Annotated in this window: 16 protein-coding genes and 2 pseudogenes; 6 read left to right on the top strand and 12 right to left on the bottom strand. The window is 43.8% G+C overall.

Going from position 1 to position 15,494, the window contains the following annotated elements; all coding sequences use genetic code 11:
• Window positions 1-7: 7 nt before the first annotated feature.
• Window positions 8-493, bottom strand: coding sequence for an ABC transporter ATP-binding protein (locus tag HUN05_22115; GenBank protein ID WDP87493.1), 486 nt, complete (start codon window positions 491-493; stop codon window positions 8-10).
• Between the two features lies 1 nt (window position 494).
• Window positions 495-1,628 carry an iron ABC transporter permease gene (locus HUN05_22110; GenBank protein ID WDP87492.1) on the bottom strand — a complete coding sequence of 378 codons (1,134 nt, stop codon included), beginning with the start codon at window positions 1,626-1,628 and terminating at the stop codon, window positions 495-497.
• Window positions 1,629-1,814: 186 nt separating this feature from the next.
• Between HUN05_22110 and HUN05_22105 the strand changes: the two genes are divergently transcribed.
• The gene (locus HUN05_22105; GenBank protein ID WDP87491.1) at window positions 1,815-2,975 is read left to right on the top strand and encodes a hypothetical protein; all 1,161 of its coding nucleotides are present in this window, start codon (window positions 1,815-1,817) and stop codon (window positions 2,973-2,975) included.
• On the opposite strand, the gene HUN05_22100 is transcribed toward HUN05_22105, so the two are convergent.
• A complete protein-coding gene (locus HUN05_22100) occupies window positions 2,890-3,588 on the bottom strand; it encodes an iron ABC transporter permease (GenBank protein WDP87490.1) in 699 nt (232 codons plus the stop codon). The genes HUN05_22105 and HUN05_22100 overlap by 86 nt on opposite strands.
• A 56-nt stretch (window positions 3,589-3,644) precedes the next feature.
• On the opposite strand from HUN05_22100, the gene HUN05_22095 reads away from it, so the two are divergent.
• Window positions 3,645-4,856 (top strand): IS256 family transposase, encoded by a 1,212-nt coding sequence (locus HUN05_22095; GenBank protein ID WDP87489.1) that lies wholly within the window; start codon window positions 3,645-3,647, stop codon window positions 4,854-4,856.
• A gap of 170 nt (window positions 4,857-5,026) precedes the next feature.
• Here HUN05_22095 and HUN05_22090 read toward each other — a convergent pair.
• A pseudogene (locus HUN05_22090) lies at window positions 5,027-5,467 on the bottom strand (Fic family protein).
• Window positions 5,468-5,661: 194 nt separating this feature from the next.
• The gene (locus HUN05_22085; protein ID WDP87488.1) at window positions 5,662-5,967 is read right to left on the bottom strand and encodes a hypothetical protein; all 306 of its coding nucleotides are present in this window, start codon (window positions 5,965-5,967) and stop codon (window positions 5,662-5,664) included.
• Window positions 5,968-6,118: 151 nt separating this feature from the next.
• Between HUN05_22085 and HUN05_22080 the strand changes: the two genes are divergently transcribed.
• Window positions 6,119-7,333, top strand: a complete 1,215-nt coding sequence (locus HUN05_22080; protein ID WDP87487.1) for an ISL3 family transposase — start codon at window positions 6,119-6,121, stop codon at window positions 7,331-7,333.
• A 2-nt stretch (window positions 7,334-7,335) separates the two neighbouring features.
• Here the strand turns inward: HUN05_22080 and HUN05_22075 are convergent.
• A pseudogene (locus HUN05_22075) lies at window positions 7,336-7,482 on the bottom strand (IS3 family transposase).
• Window positions 7,483-7,626: 144 nt separating this feature from the next.
• On the opposite strand from HUN05_22075, the gene HUN05_22070 reads away from it, so the two are divergent.
• On the top strand, window positions 7,627-7,809 hold the full coding sequence (locus HUN05_22070; protein WDP87486.1) for a hypothetical protein: 183 nt from the start codon (window positions 7,627-7,629) through the stop codon (window positions 7,807-7,809).
• A gap of 56 nt (window positions 7,810-7,865) precedes the next feature.
• A complete protein-coding gene (locus HUN05_22065; protein WDP87485.1) occupies window positions 7,866-8,129 on the top strand; it encodes a hypothetical protein in 264 nt (87 codons plus the stop codon).
• On the opposite strand, the gene HUN05_22060 is transcribed toward HUN05_22065, so the two are convergent.
• The 4 genes from HUN05_22060 to HUN05_22045 form a co-directional block, all read right to left on the bottom strand.
• On the bottom strand, window positions 8,077-8,283 hold the full coding sequence (locus tag HUN05_22060) for a transposase (GenBank protein WDP87484.1): 207 nt from the start codon (window positions 8,281-8,283) through the stop codon (window positions 8,077-8,079). The genes HUN05_22065 and HUN05_22060 overlap by 53 nt on opposite strands.
• Window positions 8,284-8,455: 172 nt before the next feature.
• Window positions 8,456-9,667: an IS256 family transposase gene (locus HUN05_22055; GenBank protein WDP87483.1), complete on the bottom strand. Its 1,212-nt coding sequence runs from the start codon at window positions 9,665-9,667 to the stop codon at window positions 8,456-8,458.
• A 39-nt stretch (window positions 9,668-9,706) separates the two neighbouring features.
• Entirely contained in the window at window positions 9,707-10,750 is a 1,044-nt protein-coding gene (locus tag HUN05_22050) for an ISL3 family transposase (GenBank protein WDP87482.1), read from the bottom strand.
• Window positions 10,751-10,804: 54 nt separating this feature from the next.
• Window positions 10,805-11,974, bottom strand: coding sequence for an IS4 family transposase (locus HUN05_22045; protein ID WDP88186.1), 1,170 nt, complete (start codon window positions 11,972-11,974; stop codon window positions 10,805-10,807).
• Window positions 11,975-12,180: 206 nt separating this feature from the next.
• On the opposite strand from HUN05_22045, the gene HUN05_22040 reads away from it, so the two are divergent.
• Window positions 12,181-13,179 (top strand): hypothetical protein, encoded by a 999-nt coding sequence (locus HUN05_22040; GenBank protein WDP87481.1) that lies wholly within the window; start codon window positions 12,181-12,183, stop codon window positions 13,177-13,179.
• Here HUN05_22040 and HUN05_22035 read toward each other — a convergent pair.
• Entirely contained in the window at window positions 13,110-13,619 is a 510-nt protein-coding gene (locus HUN05_22035) for a transposase family protein (GenBank protein WDP87480.1), read from the bottom strand. The two genes, HUN05_22040 and HUN05_22035, sit on opposite strands and share 70 nt — an antisense overlap.
• Window positions 13,620-13,726: 107 nt before the next feature.
• Window positions 13,727-14,236, bottom strand: coding sequence for a hypothetical protein (locus tag HUN05_22030; GenBank protein WDP87479.1), 510 nt, complete (start codon window positions 14,234-14,236; stop codon window positions 13,727-13,729).
• Window positions 14,237-15,494: the final 1,258 nt, after the last annotated feature.

The raw sequence follows: 15,494 nt of genomic DNA, 5'->3' as shown, positions 1-15,494 counted from the left end.
CTTTCATTCAACTGACACAGAATTTTGAACGCCCTCTCAAAAGATCTGGTTTAGGGGCCAGGGCTCTTGCAAGGGCCACCCGCTGTTGCTGCCCCCCTGACAGTTCATGGGGGTATTTTTTTTCAGATCCGGCAAGCCCTGTTATTTGAATCAGTTTCTTTATAGTCGATTGTTGCTTTTTAATCGGTCCAAAGGTGATATTTCCCATGACCGTTAAATGGGGGAATAAGGCATAATCTTGAAAGACCATGCCGGTCTGGCGGTTCTCGGGTGGTCGGTTGGTATGGGATGAAAAAACAGAGGTTCCGTTGATGAGAATGCGTCTTGAATCCGGTGTTTCAAATCCGGCGATCATTCTTAAGAGGGTGGTCTTGCCACAGCCGCTGGGACCGATCAATGCGCCCAGTTCCCCCTTTTTAAGACTGAATCCAATGTCTTTTGCCACAACCAGGCGACCGTGTGTTTTATTGATCTTTTCAATGGTCAAACTCATGCTATTTTTTGCTCCTTCCCACAAAGGTTAGAAAAATAATGGGAACCATACCGGCCAAAATCAGGGTAAGGGCCGGCAGTGCGGCTCTTTCCCACTCTCCTTCGGAGGTCAGCTCAAATATTTTAACTGCCAAAGTATCCCAGCCAAAAGGCCTAAGCATAAGGGTCACCGGCATCTCTTTAATGATCTCTACAAAGACAAGAATACTTCCGGTTATGATCCCTTTTTGGATAAGCGGCAGATGGACTTTGGTCAGCAAGTTAACACCGGACACCTTCATCAACCTGGCCGCTTCATCCATAGAAGGCGTCAGGCGGGTCATGTTACTGAAAATAGGTTTATATCCGGCCGTTAAAAATCGGACCATGTAGCACAGAGGCAGCAACAACAGGCTTCCTTTTAAAATACCGGAGCTCAAAGTGATGCCCATCTGGTTTAACCCACTTAAGATGGCGTTGTCCGCAAACCCGACCACACTGATAATACCAACTGCCAAAACCGGTCCGGGAAGTGCATAGCCGGATAAAGATAATTTTGCAGCCACACTTGTTTTGGCATCGTTCATGGAACGATTTGAATAGGCCAGAACAACGGCCACAAACATGGTAAACCCCATACCCATAAAGCCCAATATGAAGGTATTGGATAGCTGCCTGAAATAGTGTGAGCTGATTTCAATAATAAATGCCTTAACAGTCCAGACAGCAAGCTGAAGCACAGGAATGACAAAGGCCATCAGAAAAACGAAACCACAGTAACTGCAGGCCAGAACCGCTTTGATGCCGTTTAAGGGGGCTCGTTCTGACGCCTGATGTCCCCCCGTGTTAAAAAATTGCTGTTTTTTTCTGACGTATGCTTCGGCCATGAAGATGGCCAAAACAATAACGACAAGAATAGAGGCCAGCTGGGATGCTGAATTGATGGAGAAAAATCCATACCACGCTTTATAAACTCCTGTTGTGAAGGTATCATAGTTAAATAGGGCGCATTCCCATTTTCCCGGTTTTAAAAAGGCCTGTCTTTTAGAGCAAAAAGAATGATATCCTCTGTTACGCTGAAATGAACATAAATGGATTGTGCTAATGAAGAAAGCTGAAGATTGTAATACTGTTGATGAAGTCCTTGCATGCCTCAAAAAACTGGAAGAAGATCCAAATCGCTTGGTTCGTAACGCTAACGAATTAGAACAGATGGAGCAGGAAATCCTTGAGTATACAAATCGGATAAGCGCCTTTTTTTTAAAAAAAAGATCCAGGCCTCAGTAGATTCCTCTGAACAGGTCGACCAAGAAAAAGAATTGATGTCCAATTGGCCGGGACGGATGAAAAGCGAAGGGCTTGAGACAGTTTGGATTCAGCTTTGTACAGATAGTTCGGTTGATATTCATGTTCGATACTATCGAAGGTCCTGTGACCGCCGAAAAGGAAAAAGATATAAAGGTGCATACGCTGGCTTAATCCTTCTTGGAATCCATGATCGCTGCTCGCCTGCTTTGGCTTCTATGGTGAGTTCTTGGTCAGCCTTATTAAGTTCTTTTGAAGAAGTCCGTCAAGTGCTTTGTGACCGTGGGATGACGTTGGGTATAAAGGTCATCCGTAAACTGACCTATCGGTACGCAGAGCGGGCTCGAGCCGAACAACAAGCGGGCCGAATCCCATTAAATGATGGAGATTTACTTGAAGGGCGGCGAGTCGTTATCAGCACTGATGGTGGCCGCACTCGGCTCAGAGAGAAGAAAAGGGGACCAAAAACCCAAAAGGATAGAACCCGATTTCGTGGGGCATGGCGAGAACCCAAGCTTTTGATCATTTATGTAGTGGACGCCCATAGAAAACAAGAAAAAAGCTTTTCACCATTTATTGATGGCTGTTTCAATGGACCGGATGGTGTATTCCACTTGTTAAAGGGTTATTTGAACTCCCTTCATATTCAGAACTCAGACAAAATACTGTTTGTTGCAGATGGGGCACATTGGATTTGGAATCGAATCCCCGGACTGCTAAAAGCATTGGGTTTGGCTCCTGAGCGTGTGTATGAACTTCTCGATTTCTACCATGCAGTTGAGCATCTGGGTACAGTAGCAGGCTTAAGGAAGACCTGGTCATCCAAGGAACGCAAACGCTGGGTATTGAAGCAGCGAGGTCTTCTGCTGAAGGGAAAGGCGATTGAGGTGGTACAGGCCGTCCAGAAGCTTTGTAGAGGCAGAAACAGTAAGGCTATCAAGACGGAACGGGATTATTTTGTGCGCAATGAACTGAGGCTTAATTTCTCAACTGTAAAAGCGTTGAACTTACCTATTGGCAGCGGTGCTATTGAAAGTTCGATTCGGAGAGTCGTGAATTTACGTCTTAAAGGTCCATGCATCTTTTGGTATCGGGAGAATGCAGAAAAAATGATTATGCTGCGATCATTTTATAAAGCAGGGCGTTGGAACTGCCTGAAGCAGATGGCAAACATGCACAATCCAGTGCCAGCGGTATAACCGGGAAAATGGGAATGCGCCCGTTAAATACGGATACCGCTCCGAAATCAGCCAGGGTTTCCATGAACACCAGTATAAGCCCGCCGAAGATCCAGGGCTTGGCCATGGGGATGGTCACCCGAAACAAAGTGTAGAATCGTCCGGCACCAGTAGACTGGGCAGCCTCGATCATGGTTCTGCCCATGGAACGAAAACCCGAAGATGCCATCAAAAACACATAGGGGAATATGGCCAGAGAAATTACCATAATCACTCCCCAGGCAGAACGGATTTCAGGAAAATATCCTGCCAGTTGAGGAATATGGTTTCTCAGAAAACTTTGTACAGGGCCTGAAAAGTCCAATAATCCTGTATAGATAAAGGCCATGACATATGCCGGAATGGCCAGGGGCAGCAAAAGCAAGTGCTCAAAAAAACGGCGCCCGTAAAACTCATAAAATGAGGTAAGCCAGGCAAGGGAAATTCCTAGGAAAGCCGTTAAGAGCAGGACCCCTGAAATCAGTATTGCCGTATTTTTCAAAAGATCCGGCAGTATATATTGTTTTAGGTGCTGCCAGATTTCAGGGTCTGCCTGAAATCCTGAAAAAAGGATAAACAGGACGAGGGCGTTCAAAATTCTGTGTCAGTTGAATGAAAGCTGATATACTCAGCTAAATAAGGAGAACTGACATGACCGAAGAAAACACCGAATTTGATTTTCAAAAAGCCCTTAAAGGCATCCAGGAAGGTAAACCCTTCACAGGTAAGGGCGGCGTCCTTACATCATTAATCAAAAATCTTGCTGAAGCTGCTCTTGAAGGAGAGTTGGAGTCCCATCTCGGGCAGGAAGTTTCTGCCAACCGCCGTAATGGAAAAAGCAAAAAGACCATTAAATCCCTGGATGGTAAATTTGAGCTAAAAACCCCGCGTGACAGGGCCGGAACCTTCTCTCCACAGATCGTCAAAAAACATCAGACAACGCTCAGCGATGAAATTGAAAGAAAGATAATAGCCCTTTACGGCCTGGGCATGAGTTATAATGATATGGCTTCCCATTTACAGGAAATCTATGGACTTGAGATTTCAAATGCCACTCTGAGCACCATTACCGATAAAATCATCCATACCGTCAAAGAATGGCAGGCCAGGCCGTTGGAAAATGTGTACCCAATCGTATGGCTTGATGCCATACATTATAAAGTACGAGAAAACGGAAAGGTCGGCAGCAAAGCCGTTTACACAATTCTTGGGGTGAATATCGAGGGCCGCAAAGAGGTTCTTGGGCTGTACATATCCGAGAATGAGGGTGCGAACTTCTGGCTGCAGGTGTTAACAGACCTTTCAAACCGAGGGGTAAAAGATATCCTGATTGCCTGTGTTGATGGTCTAAAAGGTTTTCCCGAGGCCATTGAGACCATATTCCCGGACACAGAAGTTCAACTCTGCGTAGTCCACCAGATCCGAAATTCATTGAAATACGTTGGTTCCAAAAATAAAAAGAAATTTATGGCAGATCTAAAACGTGTTTATAAAGCGGTCAATAAGGATCTGGCCGAAGAAGAACTGGATATCTTGGAAAATAAATGGAATGACAAATACCCGATTGTGATAAAATCCTGGCGGAACAACTGGGAACGCCTCAGTCATTTCTTTAAATATCCAGAAGAGATTCGACGGATAATATACACCACAAATACCATTGAGGCTGTGCATCGACAGTTTCGAAAACTGACCAAAACAAAGGGATCATTCCCGAACCAGGACAGCCTGTTAAAGCTGCTTTACATGGGGATCCAGAACGCCAGTAAAAAATGGACAATGCCGATTCAAAATTGGTCACTGACAATTTCCCAGTTGGCAATTTTCTTTGAAGGCCGGCTGGATAAAGAGCTGGGAATTTGATAGGGATTTATTTACAGATGGAAAAGATGGTTCCAGGAACTCCACTCCAGCAAAAGTCAACTCCTCCGACGTGGCTGATTGAAGGCCCATTCTCGGACCTGACTTTTACTTCCGCTGGCGCTGAGGCAGATCCGGGAACCGAAACCGTGACACAGAATTCTGAACATTCCCCGACCTTTCGATAGCAATACACTATGAATCTCTTTCAGTAATCTAAGCGAAAGGGGAAAATCCTCTCCAAGTCTTCTGAGACCATGATTAAGAGCGGCTACATAGTTGCTTACCTCCTGCACATCATCTAAGGGAACCCCGGGTTGATGTTCGAATTCAAACATCAGAAGATCTGAGAGTGATGATTGAGTGCCCTCGATCATAGACGAGAGCACTGCTTCCTTGCGCACATACATATAAAGGAAAAGCGATGTGTCGGGAAGCAGTACTGAGACACTGTCCAGGCGGCCAAGGGCCAACAGAGCCTGGTCAAATTTTTCCCTGAGTTCGGATGACCATTCAATGGGAGGTGCCGGTGGCAATGGGGCTGGAACGAATGCTTGAGCCTTTTCTCCAACTGTCGATATATTGATATATTGGCCTTGCAGATCTCTGTTCATATTTTTATTTCAAATTTTGAATTAACAGTTTTCTTATTTTAAATTATAGCTTAATATAAAATAACGTCCTGCCGACATATTGTCAAGGAACACTCCACAACTGACTATAAATCTGTGTCAGACTGTGTTAGCCCCACAGGGCTATGTCCATATTCGGAATGTGTCAATGACAATGAGACACTTTATGCCTAAAATTAGGCTCCAATCTTATCCTTCTCTTCCTGTTCCGGTTTGTTGATCCAGGCTGCTTCTGGTAAAGCTGGTGGCCGAGGGATTTTCCCCTTAAAGCGTATTGGGTTTTTAATAAACGCCTCTTTCAAAGTTCTACAGCGAGACCCATAAATCTCTTTAGCAATGCCATAATGAAACTGTTCCGGGGTTACCAGGCCAATACCAGAATGGTAATGCTCTTTATTGTAGTATCCAAAGAAATCCTGGCAAAAGGTTCTTGCATCCTCAATCGAACCAAAATGATTTGGAAATTTTGGACAATATTTCAATGTGGTTCATCAGAAAATCGCGTACCTGGACTGAGAAACATCACTGGGAAGGCAATAACACAGTAAGGATTTTTATGCTTGAAATGATGGTGTGAACATGATCATGTTCTAATTTTTTTGTGTTATTCGCACAAAATCGGAGAATGAATTAATGTCCACAAGCTTCATATACCATGCCTTTGGCCTTCGTGACTACTTTTATAAAACAACACGTTTCATCGGTGGAATAATCACTTTTGAACTCATACCAAAACCGGAGGCGGTAAAATGCCCGGAATGTAATTCCAGGTCCGTCACCAGGAAAGGGATTGTGACAAGAGATCTCAGAACAATACCGGTAGGTTCAAAACCCGTGATTCTCAGGACGGCTATCCAGAGAATTTGGTGTTCGTTCTGTCAATTTGTCCGGCAAATCAAACTATCCTTTGCCCAGGAGGGGAAAAGCTATACCCGGGCTTTTGAACGGTATGTCTTGGAGTTGTCTCAGTTCATGACAATCAAAGATATTGCCATCCATTTAAGGATCAGCTGGGATACGATAAAGCAGATCCAGAAAGAAGACCTGCTGAGGCGTTATCGAAATATCCCCCTTGAGAAAGTCCGGCAGATTGCCATAGATGAAATTTCCATAGGGAAAGGGCATAAATACTTGACCATCGTGATGGATCTGGAATCCGGTAGAATTCTGCACGTGGGAGAAGGAAAAGGTGGTGAAGCTTTGAAATCTTTTTGGACAAAAGTGAAAATATCGAAAGCAAAAATCAAAGCCGTCAGCATCGATATGTCCCCGGCATACTTGAGTGCTGTTATTGAAAATCTTTCTGGTTCAGCAATTGTCTTTGACAGATTTCATGTTGTTAAATTGTTCAATGAGAAACTGTCGGATTTCAGGCGAAAGCTCTACAACCTTCTTGCCAATACCGGGCAACAAAAACTTCTGAAGGGAGTCCGGTGGCTTTTGTTAAAAAATCCCGAAAACCTCAGTGATGACAAGAAGGAGGCCCAACGGTTAGAAGAAGCATTGAAAATAAATCAGCCGCTATTGGTAGTCTACTACATGAAAGAGGAACTCAGGCAAATATGGAATCAAAAGAAAAAAGAAACAGCTGAAAAGATAGTCAGCAATTGGATCAATCTGGCCAATATTTCCAAAATTCCAATGTTGATGAAATTTGCCAAGACCTTGGCTGTGCACAGGCAAAGAATCCTTTCATACTATGATTACAGGATATCTACAGGTCCTTTAGAAGGGACAAATAACAAGATAAAAACCATGAAACGGAAAGCTTATGGATACAGGGATTCGGAGTTTTTCAGGTTGAAACTTTTGGACCTTCACAATAAAAGGTACGCATTAATCGGATGAACCTTCAATGTTTTAAATTGAGCTTCAGAGTAAGGGTTATCATTGCTGACGTGCGGTCTGCTGTGGGTTTTGGTTATCCCTAAATCGACAAGAAGCTGGGCAACCCCTTTGGATTTCATACTGGCTCCCCGATCTGCATGAAGTCCAAGCTGACCGGGTAATATATTTTGGTTTTCACAGGACTTCTCAATAGGGCGCATTCCTATTTTCCCGGTTTTAAAAAGGCCTGTCTTTTAGAGCAAAAAGAATGATATCCTCTGTTACGCTGAAATGAACATAAATGGATTGTGCTAATGAAGAAAGCTGAAGATTGTAATACTGTTGATGAAGTCCTTGCATGCCTCAAAGAACTGGAAGAAGATCCAAATCGCTTGGTTCGTAACGCTAACGAATTAGAACAGATGGAGCAGGAAATCCTTGAGTATACAAATCGGATAAGCGCCTTTTTTTTAAAAAAAAGATCCAGGCCTCAGTAGATTCCTCTGAACAGGTCGACCAAGAAAAAGAATTGATGTCCAATTGGCCGGGACGGATGAAAAGCGAAGGGCTTGAGACCGTTTGGATTCAGCTTTGTACAGATAGTTCGGTTGATATTCATGTTCGATACTATCGAAGGTCCTGTGACCGCCGAAAAGGAAAAAGATATAAAGGTGCATACGCTGGCTTAATCCTTCTTGGAATCCATGATCGCTGCTCGCCTGCTTTGGCTTCTATGGTGAGTTCTTGGTCAGCCTTATTAAGGTTCATCCGATTAATGAGTACCTTTTATTGTGAAGGTCCAAAAGTTTCAACCTGAAAAACTCTGAATCCCTGTATCCATAAGCTTTCCGTTTCATGGTTTTTATCTTGTTATTTGTCCCTTCTAAAGGACCTGTAGATATCCTGTAATCATAGTATGAAAGGATTCTTTGCCTGTGCACAGCCAAGGTCTTGGCAAATTTCATCAACATTGGGAATGTTCAGAATTCTGTGTCACGGTTTCGGTTCCCGGATCTGCCTCAGCGCCAGCGGAAGTAAAAGTCAGGTCCGAGAATGGGCCTTCAATCAGCCACGTCGGAGGAGTTGACTTTTGCTGGAGTGGAGTTCCTGGAACCATCTTTTCCATCTGTAAATAAATCCCTATCAAATTCCCAGCTCTTTATCCAGCCGGCCTTCAAAGAAAATTGCCAACTGGGAAATTGTCAGTGACCAATTTTGAATCGGCATTGTCCATTTTTTACTGGCGTTCTGGATCCCCATGTAAAGCAGTTTTAACAGGCTGTCCTGGTTCGGGAATGATCCCTTTGTTTTGGTCAGTTTTCGAAACTGTCGATGCACAGCCTCAATGGTATTTGTGGTGTATATTATCCGTCGAATCTCTTCTGGATATTTAAAGAAATGACTGAGGCGTTCCCAGTTGTTCCGCCAGGATTTTATCACAATCGGGTATTTGTCATTCCATTTATTTTCCAAGATATCCAGTTCTTCTTCGGCCAGATCCTTATTGACCGCTTTATAAACACGTTTTAGATCTGCCATAAATTCCTTTTTATTTTTGGAACCAACGTATTTCAATGAATTTCGGATCTGGTGGACTACGCAGAGTTGAACTTCTGTGTCCGGGAATATGGTCTCAATGGCCTCGGGAAAACCTTTTAGACCATCAACACAGGCAATCAGGATATCTTTTACCCCTCGGTTTGAAAGGTCTGTTAACACCTGCAGCCAGAAGTTCGCACCCTCATTCTCGGATATGTACAGCCCAAGAACCTCTTTGCGGCCCTCGATATTCACCCCAAGAATTGTGTAAACGGCTTTGCTGCCGACCTTTCCGTTTTCTCGTACTTTATAATGTATGGCATCAAGCCATACGATTGGGTACACATTTTCCAACGGCCTGGCCTGCCATTCTTTGACGGTATGGATGATTTTATCGGTAATGGTGCTCAGAGTGGCATTTGAAATCTCAAGTCCATAGATTTCCTGTAAATGGGAAGCCATATCATTATAACTCATGCCCAGGCCGTAAAGGGCTATTATCTTTCTTTCAATTTCATCGCTGAGCGTTGTCTGATGTTTTTTGACGATCTGTGGAGAGAAGGTTCCGGCCCTGTCACGCGGGGTTTTTAGCTCAAATTTACCATCCAGGGATTTAATGGTCTTTTTGCTTTTTCCATTACGGCGGTTGGCAGAAACTTCCTGCCCGAGATGGGACTCCAACTCTCCTTCAAGAGCAGCTTCAGCAAGATTTTTGATTAATGATGTAAGGACGCCGCCCTTACCTGTGAAGGGTTTACCTTCCTGGATGCCTTTAAGGGCTTTTTGAAAATCAAATTCGGTGTTTTCTTCGGTCATGTCAGTTCTCCTTATTTAGCTGAGTATATCAGCTTTCATTCAACTGACACAGAATTTTGAACGCCCTCTCAACATTGGAATTTTGGAAATATTGGCCAGATTGATCCAATTGCTGACTATCTTTTCAGCTGTTTCTTTTTTCTTTTGATTCCATATTTGCCTGAGTTCCTCTTTCATGTAGTAGACTGCCAATAGCGGCTGATTTATTTTCAATGCTTCTTCTAACCGTTGGGCCTCCTTCTTGTCATCACTGAGGTTTTCGGGATTTTTTAACAAAAGCCACCGGACTCCCTTCAGAAGTTTTTGTTGCCCGGTATTGGCAAGAAGGTTGTAGAGCTTTCGCCTGAAATCCGACAGTTTCTCATTGAACAATTTAACAACATGAAATCTGTCAAAGACAATTGCTGAACCAGAAAGATTTTCAATAACAGCACTCAAGTATGCCGGGGACATATCGATGCTGACGGCTTTGATTTTTGCTTTCGATATTTTCACTTTTGTCCAAAAAGATTTCAAAGCTTCACCACCTTTTCCTTCTCCCACGTGCAGAATTCTACCGGATTCCAGATCCATCACGATGGTCAAGTATTTATGCCCTTTCCCTATGGAAATTTCATCTATGGCAATCTGCCGGACTTTCTCAAGGGGGATATTTCGATAACGCCTCAGCAGGTCTTCTTTCTGGATCTGCTTTATCGTATCCCAGCTGATCCTTAAATGGATGGCAATATCTTTGATTGTCATGAACTGAGACAACTCCAAGACATACCGTTCAAAAGCCCGGGTATAGCTTTTCCCCTCCTGGGCAAAGGATAGTTTGATTTGCCGGACAAATTGACAGAACGAACACCAAATTCTCTGGATAGCCGTCCTGAGAATCACGGGTTTTGAACCTACCGGTATTGTTCTGAGATCTCTTGTCACAATCCCTTTCCTGGTGACGGACCTGGAATTACATTCCGGGCATTTTACCGCCTCCGGTTTTGGTATGAGTTCAAAAGTGATTATTCCACCGATGAAACGCGTTGTTTTATAAAAGTAGTCACGAAGGCCAAAGGCATGGTATATGAAGCTTGTGGACATTAATTCATTCTCCGATTTTGTGCGAATAACACAAAAAAATTCAGTGATGTCCGGTTAGGTTTTTGCTTGCTCAATAATTTTTTGATCTTTGACAATATTGTCCCTGTTTGAACTATGAGAGCCCTGCTCCTCGCAGCCAAACAGGTCATTTAGAATGGCGGTTCGCAGCTGCCGAACTCTTTTGATCGTGACCTTTTCATTAAACTGTTTTTGGCAATGGATTGTCAGTAACAGGTAAGTGATAAGGCCGCCAAGAATCTGAACCATAAGGCCGTATTCACTGCGGGCAATGAGATGATATACCTTCAGATGTTCTTTCCACCATTTGAAAAAATCCTCAATGGTCCACCGGAGTTTATAAATTGTTGCTATTTGTTCCGCTGTTAAATCATGCCTGTCAGTTGCCACATAGTATTTGACGCCAGCAATTTTATAGCCAACAACCCGAACAGGCCTTTTCGTCTGGTTTTGATTCGGAGTACCAAGTTTAACCAGTGCATCATAAAAAATGTAGCTGTCGGAAGGGGTCTCGTGGTTATCAATAATTGTTCTTGTTGTCCTGGTTTTTATACGGCAGACAAAATGTTTGCCTTGCTCCTGAAGCAGGTCAAATTCTTTATGGGATTGATATCCACGATCCATAACACCTGTTTGCCCCTTGGAAAGTATTTTGGGAACAAAAGTGCGTTCAGCGCCGTTGCCTTCAGTCAAAAAGATTTTGTTTGGGATTCCGTGATTAATGTCAAATCCGCAATGTACTTTGGCTTTTTTACTTCCTTTTCTGTAGTTCGCCCAGTGCATTGAAAGGACTGCATTTATGAGACTACCGTCAATGGAAACCAACTCTCCTAACTCGGCGTGTTCACCCGGATGACACTCAAGAGCCTGTTTATAAAGATCCTCAAAGATAAATTGCAGTTGTTCGAGTCCCCTGTGATTGATGGCTTCACAGAAACTACTACGGCTGATACCACCGTCTGGCGCAATATTTTCTTTAGCAAAAACATTCTCCTTGAGATCCTGAATTAAATGTCGGGCAGACTTGTGCTCCTGAAGATGGAAATAAACCAAAGCATTTATCTGGTCTTCGAATGTCATTTTTAAAGGGCGGTCTCCTCGAGATTGTAATTCCGGTGCTTTTGAAAGTGACTTTATCAGAGAGCACCTGAAATTGTCAAAGTTCAGGGACCGTAGTTGTTTTTTAGGGACTGAGATGTGCGTCATTTGAGCTCCTTGAGTTAAATTTTCAAGGCGCACAAAAATTTTTACGCACATTTGTCAACACAAAACAGACTGTTTTTTCAATGATTTTAGATGCTTTTTATATGCAACAACCTAACCGGACACTACTGAAAAAAATTAGAACATGATCATGTTCACACCATCATTTCAAGCATAAAAATCCTTACTGTGTTATTGCCTTCCCAGTGATGTTTCTCAGTCCAGGTACGCGATTTTCTGATGAACCCTTATTAAGTTCTTTTGAAGAAGTCCGTCAAGTGCTTTGTGACCGTGGGATGACGTTGGGTATAAAGGTCATCGGTAAACTGACCTATCGGTACGCAGAGCGGGCTCGAGCCGAACAACAAGCGGGCCGAATCCCATTAAATGATAGAGATTTACTTGAAGGGCGGCGAGTCGTTATCAGCACTGATGGTGGCCGCACTCGGCTCAGAGAGAAGAAAAGGGGACCAAAAACCCAAAAGGATAGAACCCGATTTCGTGGGGCATGGCGAGAACCCAAGCTTTTGATCATTTATGTAGTGGACGCCCATGGAAAACAAGAAAAAAGCTTTTCACCATTTATTGATGGCTGTTTCAATGGACCGGATGGTGTATTCCACTTGTTAAAGGGTTATTTGAACTCCCTTCATATTCAGAACTCAGACAAAATACTGTTTGTTGCAGATGGGGCACATTGGATTTGGAATCGAATCCCCGGACTGCTAAAAGCATTGGGTTTGGCTCCTGAGCGTGTGTATGAACTTCTCGATTTCTACCATGCAGTTGAGCATCTGGGTACAGTAGCAGGCTTAAGGAAGACCTGGTCATCCAAGGAACGCAAACGCTGGGTATCGAAGCAGCGAGGTCTTCTGCTGAAGGGAAAGGCGATTGAGGTGGTACAGGCCGTCCAGAAGCTTTGTAGAGGCAGAAACAGTAAGGCTATCAAGACGGAACGGGATTATTTTGTGCGCAATGAACTGAGGCTTAATTTCTCAACTGTAAAAGCGTTGAACTTACCTATTGGCAGCGGTGCTATTGAAAGTTCGATTCGGAGAGTCGTGAATTTACGTCTTAAAGGTCCATGCATCTTTTGGTATCGGGAGAATGCAGAAAAAATGATTATGCTGCGATCATTTTATAAAGCAGGGCGTTGGAACTGCCTGAAGCAGATGGCAAACATGCACAATCCAGTGCCAGCGGTATAACCGGGAAAATGGGAATGCGCCCTCTCAATAAGCCTTTTGGCCAATGCTGTTTGTTCCTTATGGGCGACCATCCAGCCGACAACATACCTGCTGAAAATATCCATGATTACATACAGATAGAAATAAGTCCATTTTGTGACGCTTTTCAACTTGGTAATATCCCAGGACCAGACCTGATTCGGTCCGGTTGCCAGCAATTCAGGTTTTTTATATTTCGGGCGATTTACCTGCCGTCTTCGTTCCGGTACAGAACCATGTTCTTTGTGAAGAAGCCGATACATCGTTCTGATGGAGCAATAGTATTTTCCTTTATCAAGAAGAGAGGCATAGACCTGGTATGGGGCCTGGTCTCGATACGTGTCCGAGTGAAGAATATCCAAAACCGTTTGTTGTTCATCAGGATTCAAAGAAAGAGGAGAGCTGCCCCGCTTTGATTTCACCTGTTTTTTCGGAGAATAAAACCTATAAAAAGATGAGCGAGGGACACCGAAAGCCTCACATGAAGGCTTTTTCCCAAGATCGTGACTTAACGTTAGGGCGGCATTCATCAGTCGTCTCCTTTGAGGTCGTCCAGATTTTGTTGGATTCCCAGGATCTGAGAAATTTTTTTTTGGGCTTCAATGATGAGTTCCGCCTGTTTTAACTTATGCTCTAATTTAGATTTTTCTTTTTGAAGTCTGGCGACCTCTGTTGCCAATGGGTTCTTCTCTTTGGATTTCCTCCCTCGCTTTCGAGGTGCCATGGCGTTGAGAAGTCCTTTATTCCGGGCTTTGCGCCAATCGGCTAAATTTGAAGAATAGAGGCCCTCTCTTCGAAGTATCCTACCTATTCCTCCGGATTCATTGCAGTTTTCAACCTCTTGGAGAATACGCAGTTTATAAGAAGCAGTGAAATTACGCCGGGGCTTTTTCTCAGGAACTTCAGGATCAGGGATTGAATCCTGTCCCCCCAAGGAGGCACCAATTCCAGTCGCCCTATGGGCTCCTTCCATTGGTGCCTCCTTGGGGGCTGCCTGTTTTTCGGACTCTGGTAGTGGGTTCATTTTTATCGGTTTCATATAAGTATTGCCTTACCCGCCCTACACTAATTTATCAAGGGGTAAGTGTCTCACTTATATTGTCACAGAGGGCTTTTTCTGTTTCACTAAAGTATTTCATTGGTTCCAACAAGGAATTGACCGGACCCGTATAGCCGAGATATCCGGGTGCGGATATCATTCCTGGATAAGAACCGCATACCATGAAGATCGGAGTGATATACGACAGAAAATAATGATGATCTCTTATTGAGAGCGTAATATCACACACAAAGACATAATCACTTTAGGCAGAAAAATGCAATAGAAACCCTGATTAAAACGCACACATATGCTCTAATTATTTATACTTATATTTTTTTTGTTGTGAGGGAGCCACTGAATTGTACTGGTCTCTTAAATTTTTTCCACCGTAGACTATCGTATAAACCAAATTTCCCCAATGCCTATCCCAGAAGCCCGGACTATTATTAAGAATTCTGGGTTTTAAGCATCAAAATCTGGCACCACATCTTGTGATTGTGGAAAATTTCATTTGATATTCAAACAGTAAACAATATACCAGACTTGATTTTGGGCAAATAAAGAATTTTGGAGATATGGCTGATTTCTGCCAATGTTTTTAAAAAGGATTTGAAAAAAGGGGAAAACAACCCTGTACCCGGCCGCAGCGGTGAGGACTTCCAGCTAAACTTCCGCGGATCGTCCTGATCCGCTGCAGAGCGGTCGTACAACCGGATTTGTCGTCCTGAAATCCGGCTTGTACTCATGCCGCTGGCAAGTCCTCCCCGCCACTGCCTGGAGACCCGGGGTTACAAACATCGTGTATCAAAATTTAAACTCTGCTGATTGCCATTCCCCCCTTGTTTTGTCCGAGGTCCTAAAATTATTTTGGGAAATTTGCAGCCGTGAAAGTTTATCAGGAGAATCAGGCAGGGGTGCGGGTGGGATGCTGAACCGGCGTGAGCTCTGAATGATTGCAGGACCGCAAATCATCAGAGCGTCCGTTGCATTTCCGGTCAGGACGACCGGGAATGCTTTAGGTGAAGTACCCACCCGTGCCCCCGCCGGGTTAGGGCACAGACCTTCTTTAAACCGTGTACCAGGGAATGGGTAATACCGGATAAAATTGACTGAGTACTTGGTATGTATGATTGCTGGTTAATATTTTGAAACGGGCAGGGCGGGTAAAACTATTGCGGGGTCTGCACAGATAGGGTGGGGGGCGTTTTTGTAAATGCGGCAGTTTCCAGAGCTGGAAAAGGATAATTTAAAAATG

The organism is Desulfobacter sp. (assembly GCA_028768545.1).
In the GTDB taxonomy this organism is placed as follows: domain Bacteria; phylum Desulfobacterota; class Desulfobacteria; order Desulfobacterales; family Desulfobacteraceae; genus Desulfobacter.
Note: the sequence above shows the minus strand (reverse complement) of the source record. Positions and strands in the feature narration are given on the sequence as shown.